Here is a 14,003-nt window from a genome sequence, read left to right on the forward strand (position 1 = left end):
CGGAGCCGGCGAGGCGTTGCTGCTCCGCCTCGACGGAAGCGCCTAGGCATTGGCGTGCCGATGGCGGCCCCCGGGACCCCGTGTGCGACGGCACCCGGACCCGGGGGCCCGCCGTCCGACCGGTAGCGTGAGACGCCCGGCCACCGGTATCCGCGGACCGCGCACCCCGCGGCCCGCGCGTACGGGCGGGGAAGGCAACAGGGGAGAGGCGTCCGGCAGGGAGAGTACGACGTGACGGCGGAACCGGCGGTCGCGCCGCACCATGCGGTACCCGAGGGCGGAGAACCCGACGAGGCCGCCCGACAGCTCTACCTGGCGATCATCGCCGAAGGCGGCCGCATCCCGTTCGCCGACATCACCGACGTCGACCGGACCGCGCTCCGGCAGCTCCTCGACATCGGCCTCGTCATGGTCAACCGGATGGACCGCTGCTACACCGCCGTCAGCCCGCGCTCCGTCAGCGACCGGCTCGGCGCCGAACTCCGCAGCGAGGCCACCCGACTGCTGGTCCGCGCCGAGAACCTCCCCGGCGCCCTCGACGGCCTCACCCGCGCCTACGACGCGATGCCCCGCCCGTCCGGCGGCTCCGGCGGTGCGGTCTACGTCGAGGGGCACGTGCACATCCGCCAGCGGATCTCCCAACTGGTCTCCGACTGCCGCTCCGAGGTCCTCACCGCCCAACCCGGCCACCGACCCGCCGACACCCTCCAGGTCGCCCTCGACCAGGACGTCCAACTCCTCCAGCGCGGCTGCTCGCTGCGCACCATCTACCAGCCCGTCGCCCTCGTCGAGCCGCCCGCCCTCGCCTACGCCGAGAAGGTCACCCGGCACGGCTCGCAGATCCGGGTCCTCGACGAGCCCTTCCAGCGCCTGATCGTCTTCGACCGCAGCGTCGCCGTCATCTCCGCCAACGACGACAACAGCACCGCCGCGTTCATCAGCGACCCGGCCACCCTCGCCTTCCTGATCGGCGGCTTCGAACGCGACTGGGCCCGCGCCGACACCGCCGAAGCCGCCGCCGCCCTCGGCCACGGCCCCGCCCGCACCATCCCCGACCGGGTCGGTCGGCTGCTCGCCCGCGGCCTCACCCAACGCGCCGTCGCCACCCGTCTCGGCCTCAGCGAACGCACCGTCGCCGGCCACATCTCCCGCCTCCGCGACCGGTACGGCGCCCAGACCCTCTTCCAGCTCGGCTGGCTGATGAGAGGCGCCCGCGATGACCGATGAACCCGGTTCGGCCGAGCACGCCCTCTACCTCGCCGTCGTCCGCGCCGGCGGCCGGCTGCGCCCCGAGGAACTCGCCCCCGCCGACCGCCCCACCGTCGCCGCCCTCGTCGCCCGCGGGCTCCTCACCCCCACCGCCACCGGCTACACCGTCGCCAACCCGCGCGCCCTCGGCGACCGCCTCGGCGCCGAACTCCGCCTCCGGGCCACCCGGTTGCTGGTCCACGCCGAACGGCTGCCGGGCACCCTCCAGCCGCTCTCCCGCGCCTACGAGGCGCTCCACCGGCCGCCCGGGGCCGAGCCGGGCGGTTCCGGTTCCGTCGACGCGGCACGGCTCGACGGAGTCGGCGCCAGTACCGCGGCCGTCCGCCAGTGCCTCTCCGAACTCCTCGCCGGGTGCAAACAGGAGTTCCTCGCCGCCCGACCCGGCCACCACGCCACCGAGGCCCTCCGGACCACCCTCGCCCAGGATCTCGCCCTGCTCCGGCGCGGCTGCTCGATGCGCACCCTCCACCAGCCCGGCGCCCTCGACGACCCCGCCACACTGCGCCAAGTCGCCCTCCGCAGCGGCGAGGGCGCCGAGGTCCGGGTGCTCGCCGAACCGTACGAGCGGGTCCTGGTCTTCGACCGCTCGGTGGCCGTCATCCCCGCCGCCGAGGACCGCAGCCGCGCCGCCGTCGTCACCGACCCCACCACCCTCGCCTACCTGGTCGCCCAGTTCGAACGCGACTGGGCCCGCGCCACCCCCGCCGACCGCAACCTCGGCGCCCCCCACCCCACCACCGTCCGCATCGGCCGGCTGCTCGCCCGCGGCCTCACCCAACGCGCCGTCGCCACCCGCCTCGGCCTCAGCGAACGCACCGTCGCCGCCCACATCGCCCGCCTCCGCGACCGCTACGGCGCCCGGACCCTCTTCCACCTCGGCTGGCACCTCCGCGGAGAACGCCATGGCTGACCCCAGTACCTTCCTCGCCTCCGCCCTCCCGGACGACGATGCCCGTGCCCTCTACCTCACCATCCTCCGCGAGGGCGGCCGCATCCGCGCCGCCGAGGTCGGCCCGAGCGACCGGGAGACGCTCGGGCGGCTGGTGGAACTCGGGCTGGTGGTCCCGCAGTTGGTCGACAACTCGTACAGCGCGGTCGATCCCCGGGCGGTCGCCGAACGCATCGGCGCCGACATCCGCAGGGTCGGCGCCCGACTGCTGACCGAGGCGGACCAGGTCCCCGATCAACTGCGGGACCTCACCCATGCCTACGACACCGCACCCCGGCGGGAGCCGGGCCTCGGCCGGGCCCGGGTCATCACCGGCAAGGCCGAGATCCGGCACGAAGTGGAACAACTGACCCAGGAGTTCGCCAGCGAAACCCTGAGCGCCCAACCCGGCGCCATGCGTGATGCCGGTCAATTCGCCGAATCCCTCGTCCGCACCCGCCGCTACCTCGAACGCGGCGGTGCCATCCGGTGCCTGTTCGAGCTCGGCGCCCGTACCGACCCCGGGGCCGTGGCCTATGCGGCGGCAGCCACTGGGCTCGGCTGCGCGATCCGGGCGCTCGACCGCCCGTTCAAGCGCTTCCTGGTCTTCGACCGGACCGTCGCCGTCATCCCCGCAGCCCCTGACCTCAACAGTGCCGCCGTCGTCGACGACCCGGCGATGGTGGCCTTCATCGTCGAAGCCTTCGAGCAGCTGTGGCATCAATCCGACGGCGTCAACTGGGCTGCCTTGGCTGAGGGTTCAACAGAATCCGACGCCCCCGACCAGATCGCCCGCCTGCTCGCCCAGGGCCTCACCCAACGCTCGATCGCGAGCCGCCTCGGCCTGAGCGAGCGCACGGTCGCCGGCCACATCGCCCGCTTGCGCGAGTTGTACGACGCGGAGACCCTCTTCCAGCTCGGCTGGCAGATGCGGGGTGAGCGGTCATGACCGACCACGGCATCGCCCTCCCGGACGACGACGCCCGTGCCCTCTACCGCGCCATCCTGCGCGACGGCGGCCGGATCAGGATCGCGGACATCCCAGATGGGCAAGCTGAGACCGTCCAATCCCTGCTGGACCTGGGCCTGTTGAAGCCGTACATCTCCACCGGCTCGCTCAGTGCGATCAATCCGCGCTCGGTCACCGCCCGGATCGGCGCCGACCTGCGCGCAGCCGGTACCCGACTGCTGCTGCAGGCTGATCAACTCCCAGACCTTCTAGGTGACTTGACCGATGCCTACGACACTGCCCCGCGACGGCACGACCAGACCGGGGCCACTAGGATCATCGAGGGTGCCGAGAACATCCGGCACCAGATCACCCAACTCTCGCAGGAGCTGCGCCACGAGGCACTGTCCCTCCAGCCGGGCGGAGCGCGCCCGGCGGACGCCGTCGACGACATCGTGGCGCATGCCGGCGGATTCGTGGCGGTCGGCGGATCCGTGCGCACCATCTACGAGTCCTCCGCCCGATTCGATGCCCCGACCGTTCAGTTGGCCGCCCGGCTGACCGACTCCGGCTGCCACATCCGGGTCGCGCCGTTCGCGCTCACCAAGATGATGATCTTCGACCGCACGGTAGCCATCATCCCGGCCTCGGCCGACCACAACGCCGCCGCGTTCGTCGAGGACCCGGCCACGGTCGCCTTCCTGGCCGAGGTCTTCGAGCGCTTCTGGCAGCTCTCCGAAGGCATCAACTGGTCCGCCCTGGCCGCCGGTTCCACCGACTCCGCCGTCCACGAGCAGGTCGGCCGCCTGCTCGCCCAGGGCCTCACCCAGCGCTCGATCGCGAGCCGCCTCGGTCTGAGTGAGCGCACCGTGGCCGGCCACATTGCCCGCCTGCGCGAGCTCTACGACGCGGAGACGCTGTTCCAGCTCGGCTGGCAGATGCGGGGAGCCCGCGATGCCTGAGCCCGCCCTCGACCTGCCCGACGCCGCGCGCGACCTCTACCGCGCGATCCTGGAGGACGGCGGACGGCTCCGGATCGCCGACATCCCGAGGGAGGACGCCGACACCGTTCAGACCCTGCTGGAGACGGGCCTGCTGAAACCGTACATCTCGGATGGTGTGCTCAGCGCGGTCAATCCGCGCACGGTCACCGCTCGGATCGCGGCCGACCTGCGGGCGGCCGGTACTCGCCTGCTGGTCCAGGCGGAGGAAGTCCCCGATCTCCTCGACGACCTGGCCACCGCCTACGACGGTGCCCCTCGACGGCACGACGGCACCGGGGCCACCCGGATCGTCCAGGGGCACGCGAACATCCGGCACCGGGTCTCCCAACTCGTCGAAGAGCTGGGCCGCGAAGCGCTGTCCCTGCGCCCGGGCGGAGCCCGGCCGGCGGAGGCCGCGGACGACATCGTGGCGCACGCCCGCCGCTACGCGGAGGCGGGCGGCACGATGCGCACGATCTACGAGGTCGCGGCCCGACTCGACGGCCCGACGGTCCGGATCGCCGCGCGACTGACAGAGGTCGGCTGTCACATCCGGGTCCTGCCCGTTCCGTTCCGGCAGCTGATGATCCTCGACCGCACCGTCGCCGTGATCTCCGCCGCTCCGGACGACAGCAGCGCAGCCTTCATCGAGGACCCGGCCGTGGTCGACTTCCTGGTCCAGGACTTCGAGACGCACTGGCGACAGGCCGAAGGCGTCAACTGGTCCGCCCTAGTGGACGGTTCCACCGACTCCGCCGCGCACGAGCAGGTCGGCCGCCTCCTCGCCCAGGGCCTCACCCAGCGCTCGATCGCGAGCCGCCTCGGCCTGAGCGAACGTACCGTGGCCGGCCACATCGCCCGCCTTCGCGAGCTTTACGACGCGGAGACGCTGTTCCAGCTCGGCTGGTAGATGCGGGGAGCCCGCGATGCCTGAGCCTGACCTCCCCGATGCCGCCGCCCGCGAGCTGTACCGGACGATCCTGGCCGAGGGCGGCCGGATCCGCCTCAGCGAAATCCGCCCCGAGGACGAGACCACTGTCAGGCAACTCGCCGATTTCGGTCTGCTCTTCCTGCACATCGCGGACGGCGCCTACACCGCGGTCAACCCCCGGGCCGTCGGAGAGCGGATCGGCAGCGAACTCAGGGAGGAAGGCGCTCGCCTGATCACCCGGGCGGCGCGCATCCCCGAGCTGCTGGACGATCTCACCCAGGCCTACGACCTCGCGCCCCGCCGGAAGCCCGAACGTGCGCCCGCCGTCCAGTACGTCGTCGGCCTGGAGCAGATTCGTCACCAGGTCGCACAGATCCATGCCGATTACCCGAGCGAGACCCTGTCCCGACAACCGGGAGGTGCCCGGCCTGCAGAACACCTGGCGGAGGCCCTCGAATCCGCCCGTCGGCACATCGATAGCGGCGGCACCATGAGGACCGTCTACGAGGCGTCCGCCCTCTCCGATCCACCGACGGTCGCCTTCGCGGCACAGGCGACCGAACTCGGTGTCGCCATCCGGGTCCTTCCGGTTCCGTTCACCCGGCTCTTCATCTTCGGCCGAGCCGTCGCAGTGATCCCCGTCGGCCAGGACTACAACTGCGCCGCCTTCGTCGAGGACCAGGCCGTGGTCGACTTCCTGGTCCGGGAGTTCGAGCTGCACTGGCAGCAGGCGGCAGGCGTCAACTGGTCGGCCCTCGCCAACGGCGCTGCCGAGACCCCGGTGCACGACCAGATCGGCCACATGCTCGCCCAAGGTCTCACCCAGCGCGCCATCGCCACCCGCCTCGGCCTGAGCGAGCGCACCGTGGCCGGCCACATCGCCCGCCTGCGCGAACTCCATGACGCGGAGACGTTGTTCCAGCTGGGCTGGCAGATGAGGGGAGCCCGCGGTGCCTGATGCCGACCTGCCCGACGGTGCTGCGCGCGAGCTCTACCGCGCGATCCTGGCCGAGGGCGGCCGAATCCGCGTCGGCGAGATCCGCCCCGAGGACGAGGCGGCCGTCAAGCAACTGGCCGACCTCGGCCTGCTCGTCCTCCGTACGGCAGACGGGTCCTACAGCGCGATGAACCCGCGCGCCGTCGGCGAGCGCATCGGTGCGGACCTGCGGGAGGAGAGCGCCCGCCTTCTGGCCCGCGCCGCCGCTGTCCCGGACCTGCTGGAGGACCTGACCCAGGCCTACGACACCGCGCCCCGCCGCGCGGAGGTGGTCGGTGGGACGCGGCGGGCGGTGGGGTTCGACCAGATCCGGCACGTGATCGCCCAATGTGTTCGGGACTACCCGCACGAAGCGCTCGCTGCCCAGCCGGACAGGATCCACCCGCCGGCGCACCGAGCGGACTCGTTGGCACAGACACGCCGTTACATCGACTGCGGCGGATCGATTCGGACGCTCTACGGGCCACAGGCCCGCATGGATCCGGAGCACGTCGAGTTCGCAGCGGACAACACGAAGGCAGGCACCCGGATCCGCGTCCTGAACTCGCCGTTCAACCGGATCATGATCTTCGATCGCACGGTGGCGCTGATCCCGGCAGCATCCGATAACAAGGTGGCCGCAGTTGTCGAGGACCCGGCGGTGGTGGCGCACCTTGCGGACGTCTTCGACCAGCAGTGGCAACAAGCAGAGGTGGTGGACTGGGTGGCACTTGCGGACGGTTCCGCCATGCCGGTCGCCCACGAGCAGGTGGGTCGCCTGCTCGCCCGGGGTCTCACGCAGCGGGCGATCGCTACCCGGATGGGCCTGAGCGAGCGGACCGTGGCCGGTCACATCGCCCGGCTGCGTGAGGTGTACGACGCCGAGACCCTGTTCCAGCTCGGCTGGCAGATGCGGGGAGCCCGGACGGGGGAGTCCGGTGGGTGAGCTCTGCTCAGCCGGTGGCGGCGCCGGTCGGCCAGTAGCCGGGGGTGGCGGTCTGCTGTCGGGGGACGTTGAAGCGGTCGCCGGGGGCGGTCCAGAAGCCCTCGCGGAGGGAGAGCGCCATGCCGGCCCAGTCGAGGGCGGTCTCCACGGTGTGGTGGAGGGCCTCCTGGGACCAGGTGTCGTCGAAGACCAGCGGCAGGACGGGGGCGACCTGCTCGATGGTGGCGATCAGCGGGTTGTGGGTGATGGCCTCGTCGACGAGCAGGACGATCGGCTTCCGCAGCGCCGACGCCCAACCGAGTTCGAGGCTGACACCGGCCGAGAGCGGGGCGCCGACGTAGGCGAACACCAGGTCCGCGGACTGCAGCGCCCGGAAGTCGGAGGGGACCCGGGGCTCGGGCGCCCGACCGGCGACGGTCCAGGCGTCGCTGTGGTGCGCGCTGTACACAGCGGCACCGCTGCGGAGCAGGGTGGTGCGGAGCGTCGTCAGCCGCGTCCGGCTGGCGAGCGTCACCACGCTGTCCGCGGGACCGGTCAGCCGCATCAGCGGCGCGGCCAGGAACACACGTGCACGCCGACCCTCAGGGGCCTGGCTGTCGTGCTGACGCAGGTAGGGCTCGGTCATGTCGACTCCGGGGGAAGGCCGACCGGGGGAGAGAATGTCGGCTATGCGTTGGATGTGGGCTGCTCTGTGGAGTGGTGCTGCTGGTGAACGACCTGGCATTTGACGGTACATTGGCAAGATGTGGCGTCCTGCCGGACCATCGGGAGCGAACTGATCGTCCATCGCGCGGTGGTGTGGCGTCCAGGGTTGGCCGGTGTCATCTGTATGCCTGGCAGGGAGATGACGCACACTCTGCAGACACGGGCAGGTGACAGCCTCCCTCTCGTGCGGCACTATGTGAACCGTTATCCTGCTTCGCGGTTCTGGTGGCGATTCTCATGAGAGAGACTGGAGGCGTGACTGACATGCGCCGTTTTGTCCGTAAAGTTGCGCTTTCTGTGGCTGTTGCCACTGCGGTGCTCGGCCTTGGGTCTCTCGTGAATGTTGCCAACTCGCACGACGTGACTGCCGCTAAGGCTGTCGTGAGCATTGCGGATGATCTCTCCTGGCAGTGAGCGCGGCCATGCGAGCACCCAGCTGCGCGGCATGACTTCTTGAAGATCTGCCGACCGAACCGAACTCAAATGCATGAGTCAGTCGGCAGACTCCTCCGCGTTTCGGCCGAGAACGTACCCGAGTTGGAATAGCGAGTCGACCTTGTAGTCGTCTCGCATCTCCGCTATGTGTCGCGCCAATGTCCGCTCGCTGATTCCCAGACGCCGTGCGATCACCCGATGATTGGTGCCTTCAAGCATCTGGTCAATGATCGTCTGGCGCAAACGGGATACCACCTGCTGTGGAACTGTGCGGGCACCCTCGAATTCCAGGGCCCGGCTCCAGCAGCGCTCGAATACTTCCTCAACGAGATAGTCGACGACTGCAGGGTCGTATATGAAGGCCGCAAGGCTCATGTCATCGACGATGGGGATCACGGCTACGCGCCGGTCCATTACCAGAAGTCGAGTGTAGGGCTCGTCGAGGGTCCGGTACTGGCCACCGGCTCGGGCGAGGGTAGCCACATAATCCCTGGTGGGCTGGTGGTAGCGGGTGCTGGCATGGTAGATGGTCCGCATCTGCGTGCCGCCCCGGAGTGTTTCCAGATCCCCTTCGATCTGTCCGGCCAGGATTTCCGGCAGGCGGGGGCCGCCAGGCTGAAGCGCCAGAGCCTCCTCCATGCCGGAATCTCTCAACTGCTGCACTCGCTGGCGAATAAGAGCTTTGCCTTGCACATGCTCGATCGACCCTCTGGGTTGTTTCGGGGTGTGGAATTCCCGCGCCAACTCTTGCAGTTCAGAGGGGAACGCGACCGCGCGTGACAGGAGTTCCAGTGCTTGACGTTGCCAGGAATGGCTGAGACTTATCGAGAGCTGGGTGGGGTCGGCGGCTATGAAAGTGGTCGGATCATCGCTGTCGGGTACGAGAAGGCCAAACCGCACGAGCTCTTCTCGTGCGGAATCAGCCTGATCGGCATTTGATCCAGTGGGAAGATTCCCGTCCCCTCGGATGACGCTCAGATATAGCGCTCTTGCCTCTGCCGAGAGGACAGTCAGGCCAGCGGCGAGGGGCTGCTCTCGTTCACTCATCAGCGACTCCTTACCGTTACCGTGATAGCTGTCCCACCAGCGCTGGCGCTGAATCGCGTTTCAGCATGCCAGATCCTTTGAGTCCTCTGGAGAGGGAGTGTGACGCACTCTCTCACCAACGCCCAGCCGCCGGCACCCCCCGAACAGGAGGGAGCCGGCGGCTGGTGGTGCGGCCAGGGCCCCGGGTCAGCGCTTGGGGCGCCAGACGACGAGGGCGCTGGATTGCGGGGTCGGGGGCTGGTAGGGCACGAGGTCGCGGCGGTAGGAGGCGTGGACGGCGGCCTCGCGCTGCTGGAGGGCGGTGGCGGCGCCCTCGAGGGAGTCGACCAGTTCGGTGATGCGGGCCTGGAGGGCGGTGACCTGGTTCTCCAGTTCGATGATCCGCTTGATGCCGGCCAGGTTGATGCCCTCGTCCTGGGAGAGCCGCTGGACCTCGCGCAGTTGCTGGATGTCGCGGGCGGAGTAGCGGCGGCCGCGGCCGGCGGTGCGGTCGGGGCAGACCAGGCCGAGGCGGTCGTACTGGCGCAGGGTCTGCGGGTGGAGGCCGGAGAGTTCGGCGGCGACCGAGATGACGTACACCGGGGTGTCCTCGGTGAGGACGTACTGCGGCGGGCCGGCGGCGCGGCGCGGGCGGCCGCCGGCGGGGTTGCCGGGCAGGCCTTCGCCGAGGCCCGGGCCGATCGGGCCGGCGGAGTCCATCGGGTTCGTCGGGTTCATCGGGTTCGGGGACATCTGGTCGTCACGCTCCCTTCGCCGCCCGGAAGAGAGCGGCTCGCGGGTCGTCGGAGGCGGTGGCCTCGCGGTACTGCTCCAGGGCGTCCAGCGCGTCGCCGTCGACGTGCTGGGGGACCACGACCTCGACGGTGACGAGGAGGTCGCCTCGGGTGCCGTCCTTGCGGGTGGCGCCCTTGCCGCGGGCGCGCATGGTGAGACCGTTGGCGCTGCCCGGGGGGAGCTTGAGCTTCACGGCGGGGCCGTTGAGCGTGGGCACCTCGATGGTGGCGCCGAGGGCGGCCTCGGGGAAGGTGACCGGGACGGTGACGGTGAGGTTGTCGCCCTTGCGCCCGAACACCGGGTGGGGGTCGACGTGCACGGTGACGTAGAGGTCGCCGGGCTGGCCGCCGCGTTCGCCCTGGGCGCCCTTGCCCTTGAGCCGGATCCGCTGGTCGGCCTGGACGCCGGCCGGGATGCGGACCTGCATGGTGCGGGCGGAGCTGGCCCGGCCGCTGCCGTGGCAGTCGGTGCACGGGTCGTCGACGATCATGCCCCGGCCGCGGCAGTCCTTGCAGGGCTCGGAGAGCGCGAAGGCGCCCTGGCCGCGGCTGACGGTGCCGGCGCCGACGCAGGTCGGGCAGACCCGGGGGGTGGTGCCGGCCTTGGCGCCGGTGCCGTTGCAGAGGCGGCAGGGGGCCTGGCTGGTCATCCGGAGCGGGACGGTCGCGCCGTCGACGGCTTCCTCGAAGGAGAGCGTCACTTCGGTCTCGACGTCGGCGCCGCGTCGGGGCTGGGCCTGCCGGGCGCCGCCGCGGTTGAAGAGGCCGCCGAAGACGTCGCCGAGTCCGCCGCCGCCACCGGCGCCGCCCTGGTTGCCGCTGAAGAGGTCGCCGAAGTCGAACCCGTAGCTGCCGGTGCCGGGGCCGCCGGTGCGGAAGCCGCCGTTGGCGAAGAGGCTGCGGGCCTCGTCGTACTCCTTGCGGCGCTTCTCGTCGGAGAGGACGTCGTACGCCTCGGAGATGTCCTTGAAGCGCTCCTCGGCCTTGGCGTCGCCCTTGTTGGCGTCCGGGTGGAACTCGCGCGCCAGCTTGCGGTAGGTCTTCTTGATCTCGGTGGCGGTGGCGTCCTTGGGCACGCCGAGGACCTTGTAGTAGTCCTTCTCCACGTAGTCCTTGCCACTCATGCGCCCACCTCGCTTCGCTCGGCAGCCGCTGAGCGGTACACGCGCCCCTCGATGGTTCGCCCGCTGCGCTCGCTCACGGCTTCCGCCACCTCCCGATGTCCATCGTCACTGTGCTGTCAACAGGCGCGGCAGGAGCCGGGGAAAGAGGTGCCGTTGACAACGCGCTGCGGAGTCGGCCGCCGTACTGGCCGGCGTACGACTCCGCAGCGCACTGGTAGTCAGCTGTCACAGGTTGTCAGCTGTCCGAGCCACCGTCGGACTTGTCCGTGTCGGCGGACTTCGCCTCGGCGTCCGGGCCGGGCGTCGTCTGGGTGCCGGGCTGGGGCTCGGCCACGGCGACCATCGCCGGGCGGATGATCCGCTCGCCGATCCGGTAGCCGGGCTGGAGGATCTGCACGCAGGTGTCCTCGGTGACGTCCGAGGAGTAGCTGTGCATCAGCGCCTCGTGCTGCGTCGGGTCGAAGGGCTCGCCCTCCTTGCCGAACTGCTGCAGGCCCAGCTTGGCGACGACCGTCTCCAGGGAGTCGGAGACGGACTTGAAGCCGCCCGTCACCTCGCCGTGCTCGCGGGCGCGGCCGATGTCGTCCAGGACGGGGATCAGGGACTCCAGGATGTTGGAGACCGCGATCTCGCGGACGGTCAGCCGGTCGCGCTCGACCCGCTTGCGGTAGTTCTGGTACTCGGCCTGCAGCCGCTGCAGGTCCGCGGTGCGCTCGGCCAGCTCACGCTTGGCCGAGGCGAGCTCGTCGGAGCCCTCGCCCGCGCCCGCCGACGCGGCTTCCTCGGCGGCCTTGATCACGGCCTCCTCGGCGGCGGAGTCGTCGCCGGGCTTGCCGCCCTGCGGCTTGTCCGTCATGCCGACGCACCGCCCTTGGGCTTCTCGTCGTCGACGATCTCGGCGTCGACGACGTCGTCCTCCTTGGCGTGGGTGGACTCGCCGGCCGCGGCGGCACCGGCACCGGCGGCGTCGGCGTTGGCGTAGAGCGCCTGGCCGAGCTTCTGGGCGGTGGTGGAGACCTTCTCGGAGGCCTCACGGATCTTCGCGATGTCCTCGCCCTTGAGGGCTTCCTTGAGCTCGCCGATGGCGGTCTCGACCTCGGTCTTGACGTCGGCCGGCAGCTTGTCGGAGTTGTCGGCGATGAACTTCTCGGTCGAGTAGACGAGCTGCTCGGCGGAGTTGCGGGTCTCGACGGCCTCGCGGCGCTTGTGGTCGTCCTCGGCGTACTGCTCGGCCTCGCGGCGCATGCGGTCGACCTCGTCCTTCGGCAGCGAGGAGCCGCCGGTGACGGTCATCTTCTGCTCCTTGCCGGTGCCGAGGTCCTTCGCGCCGACGTGCATGATGCCGTTGGCGTCGATGTCGAAGGTGACCTCGATCTGCGGCAGGCCGCGCGGCGCCGGCGGGAGGCCGGTCAGCTCGAACATCCCGAGCTTCTTGTTGTACGCGGCGATCTCGCGCTCGCCCTGGTAGACCTGGATCTGCACGGACGGCTGGTTGTCCTCGGCCGTGGTGAAGATCTCGGAGCGCTTGGTCGGGATCGTGGTGTTGCGCTCGATCAGCTTGGTCATGATGCCGCCCTTGGTCTCGATGCCGAGGGACAGCGGGGTGACGTCGAGCAGCAGGACGTCCTTGACCTCGCCCTTGAGGACACCGGCCTGGAGCGCGGCGCCGATGGCGACGACCTCGTCCGGGTTGACGCCCTTGTTGGCGTCCTGGCCGCCGGTCAGCTCCTTGACGAGCTCGGCGACGGCGGGCATGCGGGTCGAGCCACCGACCAGGACGACGTGGTCGATCTCGGAGAGCGAGATGCCGGCGTCCTTGATCACGTTGTGGAACGGGACCTTGCAGCGCTCGAGCAGGTCGGCCGTCAGCTGCTGGAACTGGGCCCGGGTGAGCTTCTCGTCCAGGTGCAGCGGGCCCTCGGCGGAGGCCGTGATGTAGGGCAGGTTGATCGAGGTCTCGGAGGACGAGGACAGCTCGATCTTGGCCTTCTCGGCGGCCTCGCGCAGACGCTGCAGGGCCATCTTGTCCTTGGACAGGTCGACGCCGTGGCCGGACTGGAAGACCTTGACCAGGTGGTCGACGACGCGCTGGTCCCAGTCGTCGCCGCCGAGGTGGTTGTCACCGTTGGTGGCCTTCACCTCGACGACCCCGTCGCCGATCTCCAGCAGGGAGACGTCGAAGGTGCCGCCGCCGAGGTCGAAGACCAGGATGGTCTGGTCGTCCTTGTCCAGGCCGTAGGCCAGGGCGGCCGCGGTGGGCTCGTTGACGATGCGCAGGACGTTGAGGCCCGCGATCTCACCGGCCTCCTTGGTGGCCTGGCGCTCCGAGTCGTTGAAGTACGCCGGGACGGTGATGACGGCGTCGGTGACGGTCTCGCCCAGGTAGGCCTCGGCGTCCCGCTTCAGCTTCTGCAGCACGAAGGCCGAGATCTGCTGCGGGTTGAAGTCCTTGCCGTCGATGTTGATCTTCCACCCGGTGCCCATGTGGCGCTTCACCGAGCGGATGGTGCGGTCGACGTTGGTGACCGCCTGACGCTTGGCCACCTCGCCGACCAGGACCTCGCCGTTCTTGGCGAAGGCGACGACGGACGGCGTGGTCCGAGCGCCCTCGGCGTTCGTGATGACGGTGGGCTCGCCACCCTCCAGAACGCTGACGACCGAGTTCGTCGTACCGAGGTCGATGCCGACCGCGCGTGCCATCGTAAATACCTCCACGGAAGAGTTGAGCTTTACAGGCTCAAGGATGCACGACTCGACGGAGGGCGTCAACAGGTATGAGTGCTCGGCACTCAACTTTGCTGAGGCCGGTTCGAGGGTCGGGTACGTCCCGACGGCCGCGGGCGGGGTGGCCGCGGGGCGGCCCCGGGGCGGCGCGCGTGCGGTCACGTGACTGCCGCCATAGCTTGGGAACCTTCTGGAGGACTGTTGGCGACCTGT

General features: G+C 70.2%; 14 protein-coding genes. 8 read left to right on the forward strand and 6 right to left on the reverse strand.

Annotated features, from left to right (window positions below; all coding sequences use genetic code 11):
• Nucleotides 1-231 precede the first annotated feature (231 nt).
• Genes ACFVXG_RS10695 through ACFVXG_RS10725 form a run of 7 tightly spaced genes read left to right on the forward strand, consistent with a single transcriptional unit; the run spans nt 232 to nt 6,982 of the window.
• Nucleotides 232-1,227, forward strand: a complete 996-nt coding sequence (locus ACFVXG_RS10695) for a LuxR family transcriptional regulator (protein ID WP_387926264.1) — start codon at nt 232-234, stop codon at nt 1,225-1,227.
• Nucleotides 1,217-2,179 (forward strand): LuxR C-terminal-related transcriptional regulator, encoded by a 963-nt coding sequence (locus ACFVXG_RS10700; RefSeq protein WP_387926266.1) that lies wholly within the window; start codon nt 1,217-1,219, stop codon nt 2,177-2,179. The genes ACFVXG_RS10695 and ACFVXG_RS10700 overlap by 11 nt, the downstream gene beginning before the upstream one ends.
• Nucleotides 2,172-3,146: a LuxR C-terminal-related transcriptional regulator gene (locus tag ACFVXG_RS10705; RefSeq protein WP_387926268.1), complete on the forward strand. Its 975-nt coding sequence runs from the start codon at nt 2,172-2,174 to the stop codon at nt 3,144-3,146. Before ACFVXG_RS10700 ends, ACFVXG_RS10705 begins: the two co-directional genes overlap by 8 nt.
• Nucleotides 3,143-4,108: a LuxR C-terminal-related transcriptional regulator gene (locus tag ACFVXG_RS10710; protein WP_387926270.1), complete on the forward strand. Its 966-nt coding sequence runs from the start codon at nt 3,143-3,145 to the stop codon at nt 4,106-4,108. The genes ACFVXG_RS10705 and ACFVXG_RS10710 overlap by 4 nt, the downstream gene beginning before the upstream one ends.
• The gene (locus tag ACFVXG_RS10715; protein WP_387926272.1) at nt 4,101-5,039 is read left to right on the forward strand and encodes a LuxR C-terminal-related transcriptional regulator; all 939 of its coding nucleotides are present in this window, start codon (nt 4,101-4,103) and stop codon (nt 5,037-5,039) included. Before ACFVXG_RS10710 ends, ACFVXG_RS10715 begins: the two co-directional genes overlap by 8 nt.
• Nucleotides 5,040-5,055: 16 nt before the next feature.
• Nucleotides 5,056-6,018 carry a LuxR C-terminal-related transcriptional regulator gene (locus tag ACFVXG_RS10720; RefSeq protein WP_387926274.1) on the forward strand — a complete coding sequence of 321 codons (963 nt, stop codon included), beginning with the start codon at nt 5,056-5,058 and terminating at the stop codon, nt 6,016-6,018.
• Nucleotides 6,011-6,982 carry a LuxR family transcriptional regulator gene (locus ACFVXG_RS10725; RefSeq protein WP_387926276.1) on the forward strand — a complete coding sequence of 324 codons (972 nt, stop codon included), beginning with the start codon at nt 6,011-6,013 and terminating at the stop codon, nt 6,980-6,982. Before ACFVXG_RS10720 ends, ACFVXG_RS10725 begins: the two co-directional genes overlap by 8 nt.
• Nucleotides 6,983-6,989: 7 nt before the next feature.
• Here the strand turns inward: ACFVXG_RS10725 and ACFVXG_RS10730 are convergent, their stop codons facing one another.
• Nucleotides 6,990-7,607, reverse strand: coding sequence for a hypothetical protein (locus ACFVXG_RS10730; protein WP_387926278.1), 618 nt, complete (start codon nt 7,605-7,607; stop codon nt 6,990-6,992).
• A 335-nt stretch (nt 7,608-7,942) separates the two neighbouring features.
• Between ACFVXG_RS10730 and ACFVXG_RS10735 the strand changes: the two genes are divergently transcribed.
• The gene (locus ACFVXG_RS10735) at nt 7,943-8,101 is read left to right on the forward strand and encodes a hypothetical protein (RefSeq protein WP_387926280.1); all 159 of its coding nucleotides are present in this window, start codon (nt 7,943-7,945) and stop codon (nt 8,099-8,101) included.
• 78 nt (nt 8,102-8,179) lie between these two features.
• On the opposite strand, the gene ACFVXG_RS10740 is transcribed toward ACFVXG_RS10735, so the two are convergent.
• The 5 genes from ACFVXG_RS10740 to dnaK form a co-directional block, all read right to left on the reverse strand.
• Nucleotides 8,180-9,169: a hypothetical protein gene (locus tag ACFVXG_RS10740; protein ID WP_387926282.1), complete on the reverse strand. Its 990-nt coding sequence runs from the start codon at nt 9,167-9,169 to the stop codon at nt 8,180-8,182.
• A gap of 186 nt (nt 9,170-9,355) precedes the next feature.
• Nucleotides 9,356-9,868, reverse strand: a complete 513-nt coding sequence (locus tag ACFVXG_RS10745) for a heat shock protein transcriptional repressor HspR (protein ID WP_387926502.1) — start codon at nt 9,866-9,868, stop codon at nt 9,356-9,358.
• Between the two features lie 40 nt (nt 9,869-9,908).
• Nucleotides 9,909-11,066, reverse strand: coding sequence for a molecular chaperone DnaJ (dnaJ, locus tag ACFVXG_RS10750; RefSeq protein ID WP_387926284.1), 1,158 nt, complete (start codon nt 11,064-11,066; stop codon nt 9,909-9,911).
• A gap of 235 nt (nt 11,067-11,301) precedes the next feature.
• Nucleotides 11,302-11,922 carry a nucleotide exchange factor GrpE gene (gene grpE, locus ACFVXG_RS10755; protein WP_350506619.1) on the reverse strand — a complete coding sequence of 207 codons (621 nt, stop codon included), beginning with the start codon at nt 11,920-11,922 and terminating at the stop codon, nt 11,302-11,304.
• Nucleotides 11,919-13,766, reverse strand: coding sequence for a molecular chaperone DnaK (gene dnaK / locus ACFVXG_RS10760; RefSeq protein WP_350506620.1), 1,848 nt, complete (start codon nt 13,764-13,766; stop codon nt 11,919-11,921). The genes grpE and dnaK overlap by 4 nt, the downstream gene beginning before the upstream one ends.
• Nucleotides 13,767-14,003: the final 237 nt, after the last annotated feature.

It is taken from the genome of Kitasatospora sp. NPDC058162 (assembly GCF_042884005.1).
Lineage (GTDB): Bacteria > Actinomycetota > Actinomycetes > Streptomycetales > Streptomycetaceae > Kitasatospora.

Coding starts and splice junctions, on each gene's coding strand:
- ACFVXG_RS10700 (WP_387926266.1), top strand. CDS start 1,217: ATGACCGATGAACCCGGTTCGGCCGAGCACGCCCTCTACCTCGCCGTC.
- ACFVXG_RS10705 (WP_387926268.1), top strand. CDS start 2,172: ATGGCTGACCCCAGTACCTTCCTCGCCTCCGCCCTCCCGGACGACGAT.
- ACFVXG_RS10710 (WP_387926270.1), top strand. CDS start 3,143: ATGACCGACCACGGCATCGCCCTCCCGGACGACGACGCCCGTGCCCTC.
- ACFVXG_RS10715 (WP_387926272.1), top strand. CDS start 4,101: ATGCCTGAGCCCGCCCTCGACCTGCCCGACGCCGCGCGCGACCTCTAC.
- ACFVXG_RS10720 (WP_387926274.1), top strand. CDS start 5,056: ATGCCTGAGCCTGACCTCCCCGATGCCGCCGCCCGCGAGCTGTACCGG.
- ACFVXG_RS10730 (WP_387926278.1), bottom strand. CDS start 7,607: ATGACCGAGCCCTACCTGCGTCAGCACGACAGCCAGGCCCCTGAGGGT.
- ACFVXG_RS10740 (WP_387926282.1), bottom strand. CDS start 9,169: ATGAGTGAACGAGAGCAGCCCCTCGCCGCTGGCCTGACTGTCCTCTCG.
- ACFVXG_RS10745 (WP_387926502.1), bottom strand. CDS start 9,868: ATGGACTCCGCCGGCCCGATCGGCCCGGGCCTCGGCGAAGGCCTGCCC.
- dnaJ (WP_387926284.1), bottom strand. CDS start 11,066: ATGAGTGGCAAGGACTACGTGGAGAAGGACTACTACAAGGTCCTCGGC.
- grpE (WP_350506619.1), bottom strand. CDS start 11,922: ATGACGGACAAGCCGCAGGGCGGCAAGCCCGGCGACGACTCCGCCGCC.
- dnaK (WP_350506620.1), bottom strand. CDS start 13,766: ATGGCACGCGCGGTCGGCATCGACCTCGGTACGACGAACTCGGTCGTC.